We start from the raw sequence: 18,575 nt of genomic DNA on the forward strand, positions 1-18,575 counted from the left end.
GCGCCGAAGCTTCAGCGCGTCACTTCTTGCGACGGCGCCCGCCGCCCGCGTTCTTCTGCGCCTTGCGCCGCTCCGCGCGGGTCAGCCCGTCGCCGGAGTCCCCGTCGCCGGAGGAGAAGTCGCCCTCGACGACACCGCCGTCGCCGTCCACGGTCGGCGCGGAGAAGTGCAGCCGGTCCGGCCGCTGCGGGGCGTCGAGCCCCTTGGCGCGGATCTCCGGACGCCCGGCACCGGCCGGCACCGCGTCGCCCTTGTCGAGCGAGGGGGCGGTCGCCTGCACCGGGACCTCCTCGACCTGCTGCTCGACCTGGACCTCCAGGTTGAACAGGTAGCCGACGGACTCCTCCTTGATGCCCTCCATCATGGCGGTGAACATGTCGAAGCCCTCGCGCTGGTACTCGACCAGCGGGTCCTTCTGCGCCATGGCGCGCAGGCCGATGCCCTCCTGGAGGTAGTCCATCTCGTAGAGGTGCTCGCGCCACTTGCGGTCCAGGACGGACAGGACCACGCGCCGCTCCAGCTCGCGCATGATCTCCGAGCCGAGCTGCTTCTCGCGCGCCTCGTACTGCTCGTGGATGTCGTCCTTGATGGACTCGGCGATGAACTCGGCGGTGATGCCCGCCCGGTCCCCGGCCGCGTCCTCCAGGTCCTCCACGGTGACCTTCACCGGGTAGAGCTGCTTGAAGGCGTTCCACAGACGGTCGAGGTCCCACTCCTCCGCGAAGCCCTCGGCGGTCTCCTGGCGGATGTAGTCGTCGATCGTGTCGTCCATGAAGTGCTTGATCTGATCGTGCAGGTCCTCGCCCTCCAGGACGCGGCGGCGCTCGCCGTAGATGACCTCGCGCTGCCGGTTGAGGACCTCGTCGTACTTCAGGACGTTCTTGCGGGTCTCGAAGTTCTGGGTCTCGACCTGGGACTGCGCGGAGGCGATGGCGCGGGTGACCATCTTGTTCTCGATCGGCACGTCGTCCGGGACGTTGGCCATGGCCATCACGCGCTCGACCATCTGCGCCTTGAACAGGCGCATCAGGTCGTCGCCGAGGGAGAGGTAGAAGCGGGACTCGCCGGGGTCGCCCTGACGGCCGGAACGGCCGCGGAGCTGGTTGTCGATACGCCGGGACTCGTGGCGCTCGGTGCCCAGGACGTACAGGCCGCCGAGGTCCTTGACCTCCTCGAACTCCGCCTTCACGGCCTTCTCGGCGCGCTCCAGGGCGGCGGGCAGGGCCGCGGCCCACTCCTCGACGTGCTCGACCGGGTCCAGGCCCGCCTGGCGCAGCTCGGCCTCGGCGAGGTCGTCCGGGTTGCCGCCGAGCTTGATGTCCGTACCGCGGCCGGCCATGTTGGTGGCGACGGTGACGGCGCCGCGGCGGCCGGCCTGGGCGACGATGCTGGCCTCGCGCTCGTGGTGCTTGGCGTTGAGCACCTCGTGCTGGATGCCGCGCTTGGAGAGCTGCTGCGAGAGGTACTCGGACTTCTCGACGGAGGTCGTGCCGACCAGGATCGGCTGGCCCTTCTCGTGCTTCTCCGCGATGTCGTCGACGACGGCGGCGAACTTCGCGACCTCGGTCCGGTAGATCAGGTCCGACTGGTCCTTGCGGATCATCGGCCTGTTCGTCGGGATCGGGACGACGCCGAGCTTGTAGATCTGGTGGAACTCGGCGGCCTCGGTCATGGCCGTACCGGTCATGCCGGACAGCTTGTCGTACAGGCGGAAGAAGTTCTGGAGGGTGATCGTGGCGAGGGTCTGGTTCTCGTCCTTGATCTGCACCCCCTCCTTCGCCTCGATCGCCTGGTGCATGCCCTCGTTGTAGCGGCGGCCGGCGAGGATGCGGCCGGTGTGCTCGTCGACGATCATGACCTCGCCGTCGATGACGACGTAGTCCTTGTCCTTCTTGAACAGTTCCTTCGCCTTGATGGCGTTGTTCAGGTAGCCGACGAGCGGGGTGTTCACCGACTCGTAGAGGTTGTCGATGCCCAGCCAGTCCTCGACCTTGGCGACGCCCGCCTCGTGGATGGCGACGGTGCGCTTCTTCTCGTCGACCTCGTAGTCGCCGGTCTCCTCGATGCCCTTGAGCTGGTTGCCGGGCTCGCCCTTGGTCAGGCGGGTGACCAGCTTGGCGAAGTCGCCGTACCACTTGGTCGCCTGGTCGGCGGGGCCGGAGATGATCAGCGGCGTACGGGCCTCGTCGACGAGGATGGAGTCGACCTCGTCGACACAGGCGAAGTTGTGGCCGCGCTGGACGAGCTCGTCCTTGGACCACGCCATGTTGTCGCGGAGGTAGTCGAAGCCGAACTCGTTGTTCGTGCCGTACGTGATGTCGCAGCCGTACTGCTCGCGGCGCTGGGCCGGCGTCATGTTGGCGAGGATGCAGCCGACGTTCAGGCCCAGGAAGCGGTGGACCCGGCCCATGAGCTCGGAGTCGCGCTCGGCCAGGTAGTCGTTGACCGTGATCAGGTGCACGCCCTTGCCGGAGAGCGCGTTGAGGTACGCCGGGAGGGTGCCGACGAGGGTCTTGCCCTCACCGGTCTTCATCTCGGCGACGTAGCCGAGGTGGAGGGCGGCGCCGCCCATCAGCTGGACGTCGTAGTGACGCTGGCCGAGGACGCGCTTGGCTGCCTCGCGCACCGTCGCGAAGGCTTCGGGCATCAGGTCGTCGAGGCTCTCACCGTCGGCGTACCGCTGCTTGTACTCGTCGGTGAGCGCCCGCAACTCGGCGTCGGAGAGGTTGACGAAGTCCTCTTCGATGGAGTTGACCTGGTCCGCGATGCGGTGCAGTTTGCGCAGGATCTTGCCTTCGCCTGCACGCATGAGCTTGTTGAAGACGGACACTGAGGCTGGTCTCCTTGCCGGTCGGGCCTGGCACTGGGTCTTGTCATGGACACGAGCGCGGGCACGGCAGGTGGTCCCCACCGCAACGGCCATCGTAAGCGAGACCGCCCTCACAGAGGGAGGCCCGCAGTGCCGGAGCCGTACGCCCGCCCGGAATGAGAACGCACGAGGTGGGCGGAAGGTGCCGCCACACCCGAAAAGTGTTCGCTTCGGGCCGGGCCGGTCACCACAATCCCCGCATGGATCCGATCACCCTCACCACCGACCGGCTGCGGCTGCGCAATCCTCTCCCCGCCGACGCCGACGCCGTGTACGCGCTCTGCCAGGACCCCGCCATCCTGCGCTGGACCACCGTCCCCGACCCCTACACCCGGCAGGACGCCGACTTCTTCCTGAACCGCCTGGTGCCCGACGGCTGGCGCGAGGACACCGAGTACGTCTTCGCCGCCGAACCGCTGGCCGGGGGTCCGCTGCTCGCCTCGGCCGGCCTGAAGAACCGCGGCCCGGGCGTCTGGGAGGTCGGCTACTGGCTGGCCCCGGACCACCGCGGCCACGGCTACATGACCGAGATCGTCCGCGCCCTGGCCCACTGGGCCTTCACCGGCCTCGGCTGCACCCGCCTGGTGTGGCGCGCCGAGGTGGGCAACACCGGCTCGCGCGCGGTGGCCGAGCGCGTCGGCTTCGTCGTGGAGGGCGTCGAGCGCGCCGGCCTGGCCAACAACGGCACGCTCCGGGACTGCTGGGTCGGCGCCCTGCTCCCCTCCGACTTCGGGCTGCCCAATCCCCTGCCGTACCTGCCCGCGAGCGACCTCCCGACGGTCTGACACGGTCCCGCTCCGGCCGCCGGTACCGAACCGTCGGCACCAGGCCGCCGGTACCGGGCTGTCGGTGCCGGGGCCTAGGGTGCGGTCCATGACGACTGTGCCGCGCCCCGCCGCCGAACTGTCCGCCGACGAAGCCCGCAGGATCGCGCTGCGAGCCCAGGGGTTCCTGGGCGCGCCCGACCGCCGCGCCGGTGTGCGCGGGGTGCTGCGGAGCCTCGGCCAGGTCCAGCTCGACACCATCTCGGTCCTGGCCCGCTCGCACGAACTGGTGCCGTACGCGCGCCTGGGCGCCGTGGGCCGTACGACGGTGGAGGACGCCTACTGGACCGGGACGCACGCCTTCGAGTACTGGTCGCACGCCGCCTGCGTGCTGCCCGTCGAGGAGTGGCCGCTCTTCGCCTTCCGCCGGCGCGCCTACCGCGGCCGCTCGCCCTGGGGCCACGCGCTGTCGCCCGGGGCGTACGACAAGGTGATCGCCCAGCTGCGGGACGAGGGCCCGCGCACGGCGACCGAACTGGGCGGCGCGAAGAACAAGGGCGAGTGGTGGGACTGGTCCGACTCCAAGATCGCCGTGGAGCGGGCGCTGATGTACGGCGAGGTGGTGGTCGTCGAGCGGCGCGGCTGGAAGCGGGTGTACGACCTGGCCGAGCGGGCGATCCCCGAGGCGCTGCTCCACGACGACCTGGACGACGCCGAGTGCGTGCGGCGTCTGGTGCGGCAGGCGGGCGAGGCGCTCGGCGTGGGCACGCGCGCGGACATCGCCGACTACCACCGGCTCAAGGGCGAGCAGTTCGACGCGGCGGTCGAGGCGTCGGGGCTCGTGCCGGTGACGGTGGCGGGCTGGGGAAAGCCCGCCTGGGCGGACCCGGCGGCCCTGGCGACCGAGCCGCGCGGCCGGCACCGCACGACGCTGCTCTCGCCGTTCGACTCGCTGATCTGGGAGCGGGCCCGCACGGAGCGGATCTTCGGCTTCACGCACCGCCTGGAGGCGTACGTGCCGAAGCAGAAGCGGGTGCACGGCTACTTCGCGATGCCGGTGCTCGCCGGCGGCCGGCTGGTCGGCCGGGTGGACCCGGCGCGCGAGGGCCGGACACTGGTGGCCCGTCAGGTGACCCTGGACGGCCCCAAGGCGGTGCCGGCGGTGGCCCGCGCGCTGCGCGAGGCGGCCGAATGGGTCGGCTGCGACACGGTGACGATCCTCCCGGACCGTGTGAACCTCCCGGCCCTGGCCCCGGAACTGGTACGGGAACTGGGCTGAGGTCCGGGGGCACGGGGGCGCGGCGGCACAGGGGTGCGGGGGAAGCGGGCCGGAGCCTCAGCGGATCTCCAGGATCTTCTCCCGCATCGCGTACACCACCGCCTCCATCCGGGAGTGCAGCTGGAGCTTCTCCAGGATGTTCCGGACGTGGTTCTTCACCGTGTTCTCGGAGATGAACAGCTCCTTGGCGATGTCCCGGTTGTTCATCCCGGTCGCGACGAGCTTGAGGACCTCCAGCTCGCGGTCGGTCAGCCGGGGCGCGGGCACGAGCCTGCGCTCGTCGGTCCGCTGGATCATCGACTTGAACTCGGTGAGGAGCTTGGACGCCATGGAGGGGCTGATCTGCGACTGCCCGTCCGCGACAGCGCGGATCGCCGTGGCGACCTCGTCGGTGGAGATCTCCTTGAGGAGGTACCCGGTGGCCCCCGCCTTGATCGCCTCGTAGAGGTCGGCCTCCTCGTCGCTGATCGTCAGCATGATGATCTTCGCGCTGGGGGCGACCTCCTTGATGGTGGTGCACGCCTCGATGCCGCCGCGCCGGGGCATCCGCACGTCCATCAGGACGATGTCCGGCAGCAGATCGGCCGCCTTTTCGACGGCCTCCGCCCCGTCACCGGCCTCACCGACGACCTGGATGTCCTCTTCGTGAAAGAGGACGATCTCCAAGCCGCGCCGGAAAAGGGCGTGGTCGTCCACGACGAGGACCCGGATCGGCTCCTTGCGGAACGCACCGCTGTCCGAATCCGATCCCTCCGGGACCGACCCACCGTGCTCGCGCCCGCTGAGCACCGGCCCGAAGCTGTCCGCCATCGTTCCTCCCCCTGAAGGCCGTGGCCTGAATTCGTTTTCGGTCCTCCAACCGGTGCTCAGGAAGCACCGGTTGGCGTGCACTCCATGATTTCATGCCCCGGCGGCTGCGGGGGGATCCATGGGCACACAGGGGTGCCCCTGGGGGCGCCGAGCGCTCCAGGGGCACCGTGGGATGGTGCGGGGTGCGGGGCGGCGATCAGCCGCCGAGCGCACCGCCGGCGCCGCCGTCGGCGAGCGGGTCGCTCTCGGCGAGCGGGTCGCTCTCCAGGTGGATGACGCCGTAGTCGTACGCGTGCCGCCGGTAGACGACGCTCGGCTGCTTGGTGTCGGAGTCGACGAAGAGGTAGAAGTCGTGCCCGACCAGCTCCATCTCGTAGAGCGCCTGGTCGAGCGTCATCGGTGCGGCCTTGTGGGTCTTCTCGCGGACCACCAGCGGGCCGTCGCCCTGGACTTCGATCGAGCCCACCATCTTGGTGGGCACCTCGTCGGTCTCGTCGGCGACCAGCCGGCCCTCCCCGTCGAACTGGGCGACGCCAGGCACGACGTCCCCGACCTCGGCGGCCGACAGCCGGCCGTTGCCCCGGCGGGTGTACCGCTTGTCGTGCTGCTTGCGCAGTCGCGCCTCGAGCTTGTCGCTGGCGAGGTCGAGCGCCGCGTACGGATCGGCGGCCGCAGCCTCCGCCCGGATCACCGGGCCGCGGGAGTGGAGGGTGATCTCCACGCGGTCGGACCGGTCGGCCTGCCGCGGGTTGGGCTCCTTGGACACCTCGACGTCGAGGCTGATCACCTTGCCGTCGAGCTTCTGGATCTTCTCCAGCTTCAGCTTCTCGGCCACGTGCTTGCGGAACCGCTCAGGCACCTCGGTCTTGCGGCCCTTGACGACGATGTCCACGCAGAACTCCGTTCCCGGATCGCCCGGACCGGTTCCTCGACCGCCGGGCATCTCCCTTTGCACCAGACTCCGGTGGATTACCGGAGATCGGACTCGGCGACTTTCACCTCCTCCTCCCCGGTGGGAAGCATCCCCACCCCACCGACAGGAGGTTAATTCGCCCTGAACTCCTGTCCAGAGGCGCAACCATGTATTCGGCGAGGCGATGGCCTTCGCCATTCCTCACAACCGAACATAGCCCCTTCGGACGGGTGTCGGCACCCGCTGCCGCGACATACCTCCGTTCGAGCGTTCTCACCTCTCACCACCTGCAACGTTCCAAGATCTCGAAGAGTTCCGGTTTATTTCGAACGAAGCGGGAGAGGATGCGACCACGGCCGCCGCCCGCCGTTCGAATCCGTGCTGCGCAAAACCGTCCGGTAAACCGTGCGGTATTTCAGAAATGAACGAAAGGTGTACGGCTCCGAGGGCGCGGGCCGCCTCCACCAGCGAGGCGCCGGTGGTCATCAGGTCGTCCACCAGCACCACCGTTCCCGCCGCCCGTCCCGCCGCCAACAGCCGCGCGCCGCCCGGCACGACCTCCAGGGCTCCGGAGAGGTTCGAGAGGCGCCCGCGCGCCCCGAGCCCGGCCTGGTCCGCCACGTACCGCCGCTGCCGCAGGACGGGCACCACCCGCGCGTCCCGCCCCGCACGCCGCAGCCGGGCGGCCGCCGCCAGGGCGATCCGCCGCGTCGGATCGTGGCCGCGCGCCCGTACGGAACGCCGCGAGGACGGCACCGGCACGAGGAGCAGCGGCCCCTCCCCGGGACCCGCCGCGGCCCCGGCGGCGGCCTCCACGGCACCGGCCAGGGCACCGCCCAGGGGCCCGGAGAGCGCGAGCGCCCCGCGCTCCTTGTGGGCGAGGAGCACCTCCCGTACCGCGTCGGCGTAGGGCGCGGCGGCGTGCACCACGGGCAGCCCGGCGGGCTCGGGCGCCGGCCGCACCCGGCGCGGCCCCGTCCCGGTCAACGCCTCCGCGCACTCCGGGCACAGCTCCGTCCGCGGTCTGCCGCAGCCTCCGCAGGCGACCGGCAGCACCAACCCCGCGATCTCGCGCCACCACCCCCGCATGGCTCCACTGTGCGCCTTCCCGCGCTCCTCGGCCACCCCTGTGGAAAACCCCCGGCGGCCACCGCCCCGGCGCTCTCCGGAAGACCCCGGGAGTTATTTCGGGTGCCCCCGCGCGGACCGGTACGGAGACCGGCGGGAGGCCCGGTCTAGCCGGGGTAGACCGGCGAGCCGCCGGCCTTCACCACCGGCTGCCAGTTCGTCCCCGGGGGCAGCCGGACGATGCCGTCCTCCGAGTCGGCCACCATGGGCGTCTCCACCGACTCCGTGTGCGGCGCGGACACCGAACTCACCCTGTTCAGACCGGGGAGCACCGAGGTCGTGGAGGTCGATCCGTCCGTCTGGAGGTAGCGGATCTGCTGCACGCCCCCCGCCTCCTTGCCGACCACGACGAGCCGGCTCGGCCCGGCCCAGGAGACGGCCGTGACCGACTCCATCCGGGGGGCGGCGGGCTGGAGGTCCACCACCGAGACGGTGGTCTCCTCGTCCGTCGTGTGCCGCTCGATCCGGCCGATCTGGAGGGTGGTGCGCTCGCCCCGCCTGATCACCAGGGCGATCCGGACGCCGTCGGCGGAGACCCGCAGCGACTCGATCCGGTCGTCCCCCAGCCACGGCGTGCGGACCTCGACGGGCTCCCCGGCGCCGCCCGGCACCATCAGCAGCCGACGCTCGGCCGGGTTCCGGTCGGCGACCCACAGATCGCCCCGGCCGCCCCAACTCGGCGCGGAGAGACGGTCCTCCGGCCGGAGACCCCCACTGCTCAGGACCGGCTGCCGGGAGTCCTGCTGCTCCGTGGTGATCGAGGAGACGAACAGCCGGCGGCCGGGCTCGTCGACCCCGGCCGCCCGGGTCTCGCCCCGGTCGACGGCGATCGAACCGAGCCGCACCGTCCCCTTGCCGAGCGGTCCCGGCACGTCGACCGGCGAGGCCGTCTCCCTGCCCGCGACCATCAGCTTCTTCAGCCTGCCCTGCGCGTCGACGAAGTACGGCTTCTCGTCGAGGTCGGTCTCCGGGACCGCCGCGAACTCGGCCGCCTGCCCCTTGCCGAGCCGGCACAGCGAGTCCGACCCGTACAGGAGCTCCACCTGCTCGACCCGTACGGACGGCAGGTCGCGCAGCGTGAACAGCAGCTGCGCCGCCATCCGCCGGCACGCCACCCCGTCGACCCGGTTCCCCTGGAGTTCGAGCGGCACCTTCAGCGTGGACTGGTCGTCCGTCGCCAGGGAGGTGACGCCGGCCTTCAGCGTCGTACGGGAGGGGAAGCTGGAGTCGACGGCCTGCTTCAGCCAGTTCGTCGGACCGTCGAGCAGCGCCTTGACGGTCTGGGTCACCGGATCCATCCGGGTGACCGGGTCCTGCCGCTGCCGGATGTAGACGGGATCGGCGACGACCCAGTCCTCCCCGGAGGCGAAGTAGTACTTGTTGACCGAGCGGTAGTTGCGGAGGAAGTCCGCCTCGCCGAGGACCAGACCGGGCGGGAGGCTGTCGATGCGCCACTCCCTGCCCTTGCCGTTCGCCGTCGGCTGCTGCACGACGTGGATCGACCACAGGTAGTCGGCGGGGCTGATCGGCTGGTACGCGTGGCGGGCGTCCACGGTCGCGATCTTGCGGCCGGCGAGCGGATAGACCCGGCCGTCCTTGTCGGGATCGGCGTTGCGGTCGGCCTGCTTGCGGTTGGGCGCGGTGGCGAGCACGGTGATGCTCTGCTCCGGCTTCCACGTGCCCGCCGCCTTCTTCGTCAGGTACTTGCGGGCGGTGGCGAAGCCGGGGTCGTCACTGGTCATGGCCTCCAGGAAGCCGTCGACGATCTCGTCCGGGACCGCGTTCTCGCGGGGGGCGACGGCGTAGACCCGCACCTGTGAGTCTCCCGTGTTGGAGCCCCTCACCGGCTGTACCTCCCCACTGTCGGGCATCGTCGCGCAGCCGCCCGCCAGGAGGGCGCCGCACGCGACCAGCAGCGTCGCCCGTACGACCCGTCCCCGCCCCGCGTGCTCCGCTCGGGAGTCAGCGCCCACGTGTCCCGTCCTCCCGCTCCACGTTCCCGTTCCCCCGGTCGTTCCCGTCGGCGTCGCCGTTCCGGCCGGCCGTCGCCGTGTCCGTCCCGCGGCCGTCGGTGTCCGCCGCCGCCCGCGCCACCACCCGGGCGCCGCTGCCGGGCAGCGCCGTCGGGTCGACGGCCGCCCGGGGCGCCCCGGGCAGTCTCGGCGGCACCGGGAGCCCCGCCCGGTCCCCGCCGGACTGGGCCGGCACGGCCGCCCGGCGCTCGTTCTCCCGCGCCCGGCCGGCCGCCTGCTCGCGGTTGCGGCGCGAGTCCTCGGGCTCCAGCGGTATCGGGGAACCCCGCAGCGGCTCGTCCGCCGTGCGCGGCAGGGTGAGCCGGAACTGCGAACCGCCGCCGGGCTCGCCCCAGGCCTGGAGCCAGCCGCCGTGCAGCCGGGCGTCCTCGACGGCGATCGACAGGCCGAGGCCGGTGCCGCCGGTGGTACGGGCGCGGGCCGGGTCGGCGCGCCAGAACCGGTTGAACACCCGGGTCGCCTCGCCCGGCTTCAGCCCGACGCCGTAGTCGCGGACGGCGACGGCGACGGCCCCGCCCGCGGCGGCCAGCTTCACCACCACGTCCCGGCCCTCGCCGTGCTCGACGGCGTTGACGACGAGGTTGCGCAGCACCCGCTCGACGCGGCGGGCGTCCGCCTCGGCCACCACGGGCTGCTGGTCGCCGACGACCACGATCCGGGTGTTCTTGCGCTCGGCGAGGGGCTCGGCGCCGCCTATGACCCGGCGCACGACCTGGCGCAGGTCTATCGGCTCGGCCTCCAGGGCGGCCGCGCCCGCGTCGAAGCGGCTGATCTCCAGGAGGTCGGAGAGCAGCGACTCGAAGCGGTCGAGCTGGTCGCCGAGGAGCTCGGCGGAGCGGGCGGTGACGGGGTCGAAGTCGACGCGGGCCTCGTGGATGACGTCGGCCGCCATCCGGACCGTGGTCAGCGGGGTCCGCAGCTCGTGCGAGACGTCCGAGACGAACCGCCGCTGCATCCGCGACAGCTCCTCCAACTGCTGGATCTTGAGCTGGAGGTTCTGGGCCATCTTGTTGAAGGCCTCGCCGAGCCGCGCGATGTCGTCCTCGCCGGTGACCTTCATCCGCTCCTGGAGACGCCCGGCCGAGAGCCGCTCGGCGATCCCGGCGGCCATCCGCACGGGCGTGACGACCTGGCGCACCATGAGCCAGGCGATCGCCCCGAGCAGCACCACCACGAAGAGCCCGGCGGTCGCCAGGGTGCCCTTGACCAGGGTGAGGGAGTCCTCCTCCTGCGTCAGCGGGAAGAGGTAGTACAGCTCGTACTGGGTGCCCTCGGCGTCGTTCAGCCGCTTGCCGATCACCAGGCCGGGCTCGGACGCCTTGCTGCTGGTGTAGTGGATACGCGTGAACTTCTGGAAGGTGTCGCTGCCCTGGGCCACCGAGTACCGCAGGTCGCGGGGGATGCTCGTGGCCGGGTCGACCTCGCCGGAAGCGCGGGCACCGCGGCTCGCGGTGTCGCCGGTGTCGAGGGAGAGCGCGACCACGTTGAAGGCGCTCTGCCCACCGCTGGCGAGCTGCTCGACCAGTGTGGAGCGCCAGTTCACGGAGGCGCCGTCCCGTCCGCCGCCCGACTGTCCGGGCGTCGAGGGGGTGGTCGCCGCCCGGTCCTGGGCGGCGGAGAACCCACCGGCGGCCTGGCTCTGGGCGGCCTTCTCCTTGGCGTCGAGCAGACCGTTGCGGACCTGCCCGATGACGACGATGCCGAGCAGCAGCACGACCCCGAGGGACATCAGCAGGGTGCCGGCAACGATCCTCAGCTGGATGTTCCGCCGCCACAGGCGCACGGCGGGCAGCAGGGGCCGGCGGATCCAGCGCGCGAAGAGCCGGAAGACCGGCCCTCCCCGCGAACCGTCCTGGAGGAGCCGTCCACCGCGCGGCGGACGGCCGGAACGCGAGCCCCCCCGCCCCGGTCCGGCAGCCCGCCCCGTACGGCTTCCCGGGTCCCCGGGCTTCGGAGCAGCACTGCCCGTACTCATGTCAGCTCGGTCCCGCCTTGTAACCGACACCGCGAACGGTCACCACGATCTCCGGGCGCTCGGGGTCCTTCTCGACCTTCGAGCGCAGCCGCTGGACGTGCACGTTCACCAGCCGGGTGTCGGCCGCGTGCCGGTAGCCCCACACCTGCTCCAGGAGGACCTCACGGGTGAAGACCTGCCACGGCTTGCGGGCGAGCGCGACGAGGAGGTCGAACTCGAGCGGGGTCAGGGCGATGGACTGCCCGTCCCGCTTCACGGAGTGCCCGGCCACGTCGATGACCAGGTCACCGATGGTGAGCTGCTCCGGAGCCGGCTCCTCGGACCTCCGCAGCCGCGCCCGGATGCGGGCGACGAGCTCCTTCGGCTTGAACGGCTTCACGATGTAGTCGTCGGCGCCGGACTCCAGCCCCACGACCACGTCGACCGTGTCGCTCTTGGCCGTGAGCATGACGATCGGCACTCCCGACTCCGCCCTGATGAGCCGGCACACCTCGATGCCGTCCCTGCCGGGCAGCATCAGGTCGAGCAGCACCAGGTCGGGCTTCGCCTCCCTGAAAGCGGCAAGCGCCTTGTCACCGTCCGCGACGAACGACGGCTCGAACCCTTCACCCCGCAGCACGATGCCGAGCATCTCGGCCAGTGCGGTGTCGTCGTCGACGACAAGAACGCGTCCCTTCATATCGACATCATCCCATTAGCCAATCGTTACCTGCCGTGACCTGTCCCACAGCGTCTCCCCCTGTCAGGGTCGTGATCTTGTGGAGAACGACCCGCTCGGCCCGCCGCCGCACGGTTCGCGCGGCCGGATCGGGCATCCGCACAGTGTGCCGTCTGCCGTCCGGACAATGAAGGTCCGGACGAAGCTACGAACGACGAGGCCGCTCCCGCCCACGGGCGGGCCCCGCGTGGCACGATGGCACCCGGCCCGCCGCCGTGTTCAGGTGTCGGCCGCCGTGACCGAGCCGGTTCGCCGATCCGGCACCGCGACCATTCCCACGAGGTGGACGACCGTGAACGACACTCCGGGCTGGACCTCGCCCGGATCCGCCCCTTCCGGCGACCAGGACGGCTCCGGCGTCCCCCGCCCCGCCGGCCCGGCCGACGTGAACGGCTCCACCTCCCAGTGGTCCCAGGACCAGCCGCCCGCCGGCCGGTGGTCCCCGCCCACCGACCGGATGCCGCCCCCCGGCCACGGCCGGAACTGGGGGGCCCCGCCCCCCGGCGCGCAGTGGGGCAGGCCGCCGGCCGCGCAGCCCGGTGTGATCCCCCTGCGCCCGCTGGGCGTGGGCGAGATCCTCGACAGCGCGGTGAAGACCCTCCGTGCCTACTGGCGCACGGTGCTGATCATCACGGCCGCGGTCGCGGTGGTCGCCCAGACCGCCCACACCCTGGTCCAGCGTTATCTCGTCCCCAGGACCCCGGCGCTCAGCCCGGACGCCACGCCCGCCGAGGAGCTGAGGCAGTCCCTCGAAGCGGCTCGCACCTCCCTGATCGGCCTGGGGCCGGACATGCTCGTGACCCTGATGGCGTCGATGATCAGCGCCGCCCTGCTGGCCGTCGTGGTCAGCCGCGCGGTCCTCGGCCGCCCGATCCCGCTGGGGACCGCCTGGCAGGAGGTCCGCCCCCGTCTGCTCCAGCTGCTCGGTCTGACCCTGCTGCTCGCGGTGATGAGCGCCGGCATCATGTTCGTCGGCCTGCTCCCCGGCCTCCTGGTCGGTGACGTCCCGGGCATCGTCCTGGCCGTCCTCGGTGGTTTCGGCGCCCTGGTCCTGAACGTCTGGCTGATGGTCCGCTTCAGTCTCGCCTCCCCCGCCCTGATGCTGGAGCGCGGGGGCGTGGTCCAGTCCCTGAAGCGCTCGGCGAAGCTGGTGCAGGGCTCGTGGTGGCGGATCTTCGGCATCACCCTGCTCACACAGCTGCTGATCTTCGTGTTCGTGATGATCATCGCGATCCCGTTCACCGTCATCGGCTTCGTCGTCGACGGCGAGGCCCTCTCCGGACTGCTCTCCGGCTCCGCCGACTCCATCGGCTGGCCGTTCCTGATCGCCACGGGCATCGGCGGCGTGATCACCAGCGCGGTCACCTACCCGATCTCCGCCGGTGTGACGGTCCTCCTCTACGTGGACCAGCGCATCCGCCGGGAAGCCCTGGACCTCGAACTGATCCGGGCCGCGGGCCGCCCCGACCCCGCTCCCGACGCCGAGACCGTCGGGGGCTGATGGCGTGACGGTCACGGGGGGCGCGGCCACTGCACCGGCGCGCCTGCGCGCCGACGGCGACGTACCGGTGGACATCTCCCGTGTCCCCGCCCGCGAGGCGGCGGAGCGGGAGCTGTCCGACCCGAGGTACCACGAGAACGACCCGAACCTCCTCCAGCGCGGCCTGAACCGCTTCTGGGAGTGGCTCGACGACCTCTTCGGCTCCGCGTCCCAGGCCACCCCGGGCGGGGTGCTCGGCCTCGTCGTCATCGTCCTGGCCGTGGTCGCGCTCGTCGCCGCCCTCTGGTGGCGCCTGGGCACCCCCCGCCGGACGCCCGCCACCACGGGCGACTCCCTCTTCGCGGACGGCCCCCGCTCCGCCCGCGACCACCGGGCGGCCGCCGTCCGCCACGCCTCCGCCGGCCGCTGGAACGAGGCCGTCCAGGAACGGATGCGGGCCGTCGTCCGCTCCCTGGAGGAACGCGCCCTGCTCGATCCCCGCCCCGGCCGCACTGCGGACGAGGCGGCCGCCGAGGCGGGCCGCTCCCTCCCCACCCGCGCGGACGGCCTGCGCCTCGCGGCCCGCACCTTCGACGACGTCACGTACGGCGGCCGCACCGCCGACGAGTCCGCGTACCGCCGCGTCGAGGAGTTGGACACCGCCCTGGAACGGACCCGCCCCACGCTCGACACCGCTTCCACGGGAACGTCCGCATGAACGGCGAGACCACCGGCACCCCGGCACCCGCCACCACGCCGTCCGCGACCACTCCGACCGCCACCACGTCGACCGCCCCTTCCGCCCGCCAGGTCTGGACCCGTGTCCGCGGTGCGGCCCTCGTCGTCGCCGTGGTCCTGATCGGCGGCCTCGTCCTCGCCACGGTCCGCTCCACCGACTCCCACGGCGCCCTCGACCCCCGCTCCACCGACCCCCACGGCAGCCGGGCCGTCGCCGAACTCCTCGAGGAGCGGGGCGTCACGCTCACCCTCGCCACCACCCTCGACAAGGCCACGGCGGCCACGAACCCCGAGACCACCCTCCTGGTCGCCGCCCCGGACCTGTTGACGGACTCCCAGCGCTCCACGCTCAGCTCCACCCTGCGGAACTCCGCCGGCCGCACGGTCCTCCTCGGCGCGGGCTCCCCCTCCCTCGGCGCACTCGCCCCGGGGGTCACCAGCGCCCCCGGCACCGCCGTCACGAACCTCTCCCCCGCCTGCGCCCTGCCCGCCGCCACCCGCGCCGGCAGCGTCGACCTGGGCGGCGAACGCTACGAGGTCGCCCTCGGCACCACCGCCGACTCCTGCTACCCCTCCGACGGCCTGCCGACCCTGGTCCGCCTCCCCGGCACCGGCACCACCGACACCGTCCTCCTCGGTTCGCCCGACATCCTCCACAACGCCCGTCTCGACCAGCAGGGCAACGCCTCCCTCGCCCTGCAGCTCCTCGGCTCCCGGCCCCATCTCGTCTGGTACCTCCCCTCCCTGTACGACGCCTCCGTCGACGCGCCCGAAGACGACACCACCGGCAACTTCCTCGCGCTCGTCCCCTCCGGCTGGCTGTGGGGCGCGCTCCAGCTCGCGCTCGCGGCCCTGCTCGCCGCCGTCTGGCGCGGCCGCCGCCTCGGCCCCCTGGTGACCGAGCGGCTCCCCGTCGCGCTCCGCGCCTCCGAGGCCGCCGAGGGCCGTGCCCGTCTCTACCGCAAGGCGAACGCCCGCGACCGCGCCGCCTCCGTCCTGCGCGCCGCGACCCGCACCCGGCTCGCCCCGCTCCTCGGCGTCCCCACCCGCGACGCCCACTCCCCCGAACTCCTCCTCACGGCGCTCTCCTCCCGTCTCCCCGGAACCACCGCGGACCCCAAGGGCCTCCTCTTCGGCCCGGCCCCCGCCGACGACTCCACCCTCATCCGCCTGGCGGACCAACTCGACGCCCTCGAAAGAGAGGTACGCACCTCATGAGCGCCCCGACCCCCGAGACCGCGACGAACTCGGACGGCGCCCGCGCCTCCCTGGAAGCCCTGCGCACCGAGATCGCGAAAGCCGTGGTCGGCCAGGACCCCGCCGTCACCGGTCTCGTCGTCGCCCTGCTCTGCCGGGGACACGTCCTCCTCGAAGGCGTCCCTGGTGTCGCCAAGACCCTGCTGGTCCGCTCGCTCGCCGCCGCGCTCGAACTCGACACCAAACGCGTCCAGTTCACCCCCGACCTGATGCCGAGCGACATCACCGGCTCCCTGGTCTACGACACCCGCACCGCCGAGTTCTCCTTCCAGCCGGGCCCGGTCTTCACCAACCTGCTGCTCGCCGACGAGATCAACCGCACGCCCCCGAAGACCCAGTCGTCCCTCCTGGAGGCCATGGAGGAACGTCAGGTCACGGTCGACGGCACACCGCGCCCCCTCCCCGAGCCGTTCCTGGTCGCGGCGACCCAGAACCCCGTCGAGTACGAGGGCACCTACCTCCTCCCCGAAGCCCAACTGGACCGGTTCCTGCTGAAGCTGACGGTTCCTCTGCCCTCACGCGCGGACGAGATCCAGGTCCTCACCCGTCACGCCGAGGGTTTCGACCCCCGCGACCTGAAGGCCGCCGGCGTCCGCCCCGTCGCGGGCCCCGCCGAACTCGAAGCCGCCCGGGCCGCCGTCGCCAAGGTCTCGGTCTCCGCCGAGATCGCCGGCTATGTCGTCGATATCTGCCGTGCCACGCGTGAATCCCCCTCGCTCACCCTCGGGGTCTCTCCCCGAGGCGCCACCGCCCTGCTCTCCACCGCCCGAGCCTGGGCCTGGCTCACCGGCCGGGACTACGTCATCCCGGACGATGTGAAGGCCCTCGCTCTTCCCACCCTGCGTCATCGCATCCACCTGCGGCCCGAGGCCGAGATGGAGGGAGTCACCTCCGACTCCGTCATCCACTCGGTCCTCGCCCACGTCCCCGTCCCCCGCTGAGAACGGCGCCCCATGGCCCTCACCGGACGAACCGCGCTGCTCGCGGCCCTCGGATCGCTCCCCGTCGGCATCCTCGCCCCCAGCTGGACGGGGATGCTCGCGGTGAACGCGCCCCTCTCACTCGCAATACTGTGCGACTACGCCCTGGCCGCGCCAGTACGAACGCTCCAATTCACCCGAAGCGGTGACACATCCGTTCGACTCGGTGACGCGGCGGAAGTCCGGCTCACGGTCACCAACCCGTCCCGCCGCCGCCTCCGCGCCCAGCTCAGGGACGCCTGGCCGCCCAGCAGCTGGCTCCCCGGCACCGAACAGGCCTCCTCGCGTCAGCGCCTCACCGTCCCCGCCGGTGAGCGCCGCCGCATCACCACGTCCCTCCGCCCGACCCGCCGTGGCGACCGCCGCGCCGAACGGATCACGGTCCGCTCGTACGGCCCCCTCGGCCTCGCGGCCCGCCAGGGCGACCACGAGGTCCCTTGGACCGTCCGGGTCCTGCCCCCGTTCACGAGCCGCAAGCACCTGCCGTCCCGTCTGGCCCGGCTCCGCGAGCTCGACGGCCGCACCAGCGTGCTGACCCGCGGCGAGGGCACCGAGTTCGACAGCCTCCGCGAGTACGTGCCCGGTGACGACACCCGCTCGATCGACTGGCGTGCCACGGCCCGGCAGACCGCGGTCGCCGTCCGCACCTGGCGCCCCGAGCGCGACCGCCACGTCCTGATCGTCCTGGACACCGGCCGCACCTCGGCCGGTCGTGTCGGTGACGTGCCGCGCCTGGACGCCTCCATGGACGCGGCTCTCCTCCTGACCGCGCTCGCCTCCCGAGCCGGCGACCGCGTGGACCTCCTGGCCTACGACCGCCACCTCCGCGCCCAGGTCCAGGGCCGTTCCGCGGGCGACGTCCTGCCCGCCGCCGTCGACGCCCTCGCTCTCCTCGAACCGGAGTTGGTGGAGACCGACACCCACGGCCTGGTCGCGACCGCACTCTCCCGTGCTCCCCGCCGGTCCTTGATCGTCCTCCTGACGGGCCTCGACGCCGCCCCCATCGAGGAGGGCCTCCTCCCCGTCCTCCCACAGCTCACCCAGCGCCACACGATCCTGGTGGCCTCCGTGTCCGACCCGCACATCGCCCACATGGCCGGGAAGCGCGGCACGATCGAGGGCGTGTACGAGGCCGCTGCGGCCACCCGGACGCAGACCCAGCGCGACCGCACCGCAGACCAGCTCCGGCGCCACGGCGTCACGGTCGTCGACGCCGTTCCCGAGGCCCTGGCCCCGGCACTGGCGGACGCGTACCTCGCCTTGAAGGCGGCCGGCCGCCTCTGATGTGGTCGCGTTGGCGTGACGGGGCCGGGTGATAAAGACCGGTGAACGCAGAAAAGCCCCGCACCAGATGGTGCGGGGCTTTCCCACAATGATTGTTCGGCGGTGTCCTACTCTCCCACAGGGTCCCCCCTGCAGTACCATCGGCGCTGAAAGGCTTAGCTTCCGGGTTCGGAATGTAACCGGGCGTTTCCCTAACGCTATGACCACCGAAACTCTATGAAGTTCACGAACCGCCGCACCCCGCAGGGGGCGTGTTCGTTGCTTCAGAACTAACACAGTGGACGCGAGCAACTGAGGACAAGCCCTCGGCCTATTAGTACCGGTCAGCTCCACCCCTTACAGGGCTT

At 71.9% G+C, this 18,575-nt stretch carries 14 protein-coding genes and 1 rRNA gene; 7 read left to right on the forward strand and 8 right to left on the reverse strand.

Annotated elements, in window-relative coordinates:
- Positions 1-19: 19 nt before the first annotated feature.
- Positions 20-2,830, reverse strand: a complete 2,811-nt coding sequence (gene secA, locus ACFY7E_RS08515; RefSeq protein ID WP_389482153.1) for a preprotein translocase subunit SecA — start codon at positions 2,828-2,830, stop codon at positions 20-22.
- Positions 2,831-3,069: 239 nt separating this feature from the next.
- Here secA and ACFY7E_RS08520 point away from each other — a divergent pair, with 239 nt between their 5' ends.
- Together ACFY7E_RS08520 and ACFY7E_RS08525 are read left to right on the forward strand one after the other, a co-directional pair.
- Positions 3,070-3,654 carry a GNAT family N-acetyltransferase gene (locus ACFY7E_RS08520; protein ID WP_389482156.1) on the forward strand — a complete coding sequence of 195 codons (585 nt, stop codon included), beginning with the start codon at positions 3,070-3,072 and terminating at the stop codon, positions 3,652-3,654.
- Between the two features lie 88 nt (positions 3,655-3,742).
- The gene (locus tag ACFY7E_RS08525) at positions 3,743-4,912 is read left to right on the forward strand and encodes a winged helix-turn-helix domain-containing protein (RefSeq protein ID WP_383436175.1); all 1,170 of its coding nucleotides are present in this window, start codon (positions 3,743-3,745) and stop codon (positions 4,910-4,912) included.
- 57 nt (positions 4,913-4,969) lie between these two features.
- On the opposite strand, the gene ACFY7E_RS08530 is transcribed toward ACFY7E_RS08525, so the two are convergent.
- The 6 genes from ACFY7E_RS08530 to mtrA all read right to left on the reverse strand — a co-directional run bounded on the left by ACFY7E_RS08530 (position 4,970) and on the right by mtrA (position 12,450).
- Entirely contained in the window at positions 4,970-5,722 is a 753-nt protein-coding gene (locus tag ACFY7E_RS08530; protein WP_383436172.1) for a response regulator, read from the reverse strand.
- A 196-nt stretch (positions 5,723-5,918) separates the two neighbouring features.
- Positions 5,919-6,614: a ribosome hibernation-promoting factor, HPF/YfiA family gene (hpf, locus tag ACFY7E_RS08535; RefSeq protein ID WP_383436169.1), complete on the reverse strand. Its 696-nt coding sequence runs from the start codon at positions 6,612-6,614 to the stop codon at positions 5,919-5,921.
- A 294-nt stretch (positions 6,615-6,908) separates the two neighbouring features.
- Positions 6,909-7,724, reverse strand: coding sequence for a ComF family protein (locus tag ACFY7E_RS08540; RefSeq protein WP_389482161.1), 816 nt, complete (start codon positions 7,722-7,724; stop codon positions 6,909-6,911).
- A gap of 146 nt (positions 7,725-7,870) precedes the next feature.
- Positions 7,871-9,736, reverse strand: coding sequence for an LpqB family beta-propeller domain-containing protein (locus ACFY7E_RS08545; protein WP_389482164.1), 1,866 nt, complete (start codon positions 9,734-9,736; stop codon positions 7,871-7,873).
- Positions 9,726-11,771, reverse strand: coding sequence for an MtrAB system histidine kinase MtrB (mtrB, locus tag ACFY7E_RS08550; RefSeq protein WP_389482167.1), 2,046 nt, complete (start codon positions 11,769-11,771; stop codon positions 9,726-9,728). Before mtrB ends, ACFY7E_RS08545 begins: the two co-directional genes overlap by 11 nt.
- A 1-nt stretch (position 11,772) precedes the next feature.
- A complete protein-coding gene (gene mtrA, locus ACFY7E_RS08555) occupies positions 11,773-12,450 on the reverse strand; it encodes a two-component system response regulator MtrA (protein WP_010356958.1) in 678 nt (225 codons plus the stop codon).
- 331 nt (positions 12,451-12,781) lie between these two features.
- On the opposite strand from mtrA, the gene ACFY7E_RS08560 reads away from it, so the two are divergent.
- The 5 genes from ACFY7E_RS08560 to ACFY7E_RS08580 are packed head-to-tail and all read left to right on the forward strand — an operon-like array spanning position 12,782 to position 18,228.
- Positions 12,782-13,990: a hypothetical protein gene (locus tag ACFY7E_RS08560; RefSeq protein WP_389482171.1), complete on the forward strand. Its 1,209-nt coding sequence runs from the start codon at positions 12,782-12,784 to the stop codon at positions 13,988-13,990.
- Between the two features lie 4 nt (positions 13,991-13,994).
- Complete coding sequence (locus ACFY7E_RS08565; protein ID WP_389482173.1) at positions 13,995-14,687, forward strand: DUF4129 domain-containing protein; 693 nt, start codon at positions 13,995-13,997, stop codon at positions 14,685-14,687.
- Positions 14,684-15,925, forward strand: a complete 1,242-nt coding sequence (locus tag ACFY7E_RS08570) for a DUF4350 domain-containing protein (RefSeq protein WP_389482175.1) — start codon at positions 14,684-14,686, stop codon at positions 15,923-15,925. The genes ACFY7E_RS08565 and ACFY7E_RS08570 overlap by 4 nt, the downstream gene beginning before the upstream one ends.
- A complete protein-coding gene (locus ACFY7E_RS08575) occupies positions 15,922-16,905 on the forward strand; it encodes an AAA family ATPase (RefSeq protein ID WP_389482177.1) in 984 nt (327 codons plus the stop codon). Before ACFY7E_RS08570 ends, ACFY7E_RS08575 begins: the two co-directional genes overlap by 4 nt.
- A gap of 12 nt (positions 16,906-16,917) precedes the next feature.
- Complete coding sequence (locus tag ACFY7E_RS08580) at positions 16,918-18,228, forward strand: DUF58 domain-containing protein (RefSeq protein ID WP_389482180.1); 1,311 nt, start codon at positions 16,918-16,920, stop codon at positions 18,226-18,228.
- A 94-nt stretch (positions 18,229-18,322) separates the two neighbouring features.
- On the opposite strand, the gene rrf is transcribed toward ACFY7E_RS08580, so the two are convergent.
- Positions 18,323-18,439: ribosomal RNA gene (gene rrf / locus ACFY7E_RS08585) — 5S ribosomal RNA — on the reverse strand.
- Positions 18,440-18,575 lie beyond the last annotated feature (136 nt).

The organism is Streptomyces sp. NPDC012825 (assembly GCF_042900925.1).
Classification (GTDB): Bacteria; Actinomycetota; Actinomycetes; order Streptomycetales; family Streptomycetaceae; genus Streptomyces.

Bases quoted from the DNA above. Each gene is read 5' to 3' on its own strand.
- ACFY7E_RS08520 (WP_389482156.1), top strand. From the start codon at position 3,070: ATGGATCCGATCACCCTCACCACCGACCGGCTGCGGCTGCGCAATCCT.
- ACFY7E_RS08530 (WP_383436172.1), bottom strand. From the start codon at position 5,722: ATGGCGGACAGCTTCGGGCCGGTGCTCAGCGGGCGCGAGCACGGTGGG.
- ACFY7E_RS08570 (WP_389482175.1), top strand. From the start codon at position 14,684: ATGAACGGCGAGACCACCGGCACCCCGGCACCCGCCACCACGCCGTCC.
- mtrB (WP_389482167.1), bottom strand. From the start codon at position 11,771: ATGAGTACGGGCAGTGCTGCTCCGAAGCCCGGGGACCCGGGAAGCCGT.
- ACFY7E_RS08580 (WP_389482180.1), top strand. From the start codon at position 16,918: ATGGCCCTCACCGGACGAACCGCGCTGCTCGCGGCCCTCGGATCGCTC.
- ACFY7E_RS08525 (WP_383436175.1), top strand. From the start codon at position 3,743: ATGACGACTGTGCCGCGCCCCGCCGCCGAACTGTCCGCCGACGAAGCC.
- ACFY7E_RS08575 (WP_389482177.1), top strand. From the start codon at position 15,922: ATGAGCGCCCCGACCCCCGAGACCGCGACGAACTCGGACGGCGCCCGC.
- ACFY7E_RS08540 (WP_389482161.1), bottom strand. From the start codon at position 7,724: ATGCGGGGGTGGTGGCGCGAGATCGCGGGGTTGGTGCTGCCGGTCGCC.
- mtrA (WP_010356958.1), bottom strand. From the start codon at position 12,450: ATGAAGGGACGCGTTCTTGTCGTCGACGACGACACCGCACTGGCCGAG.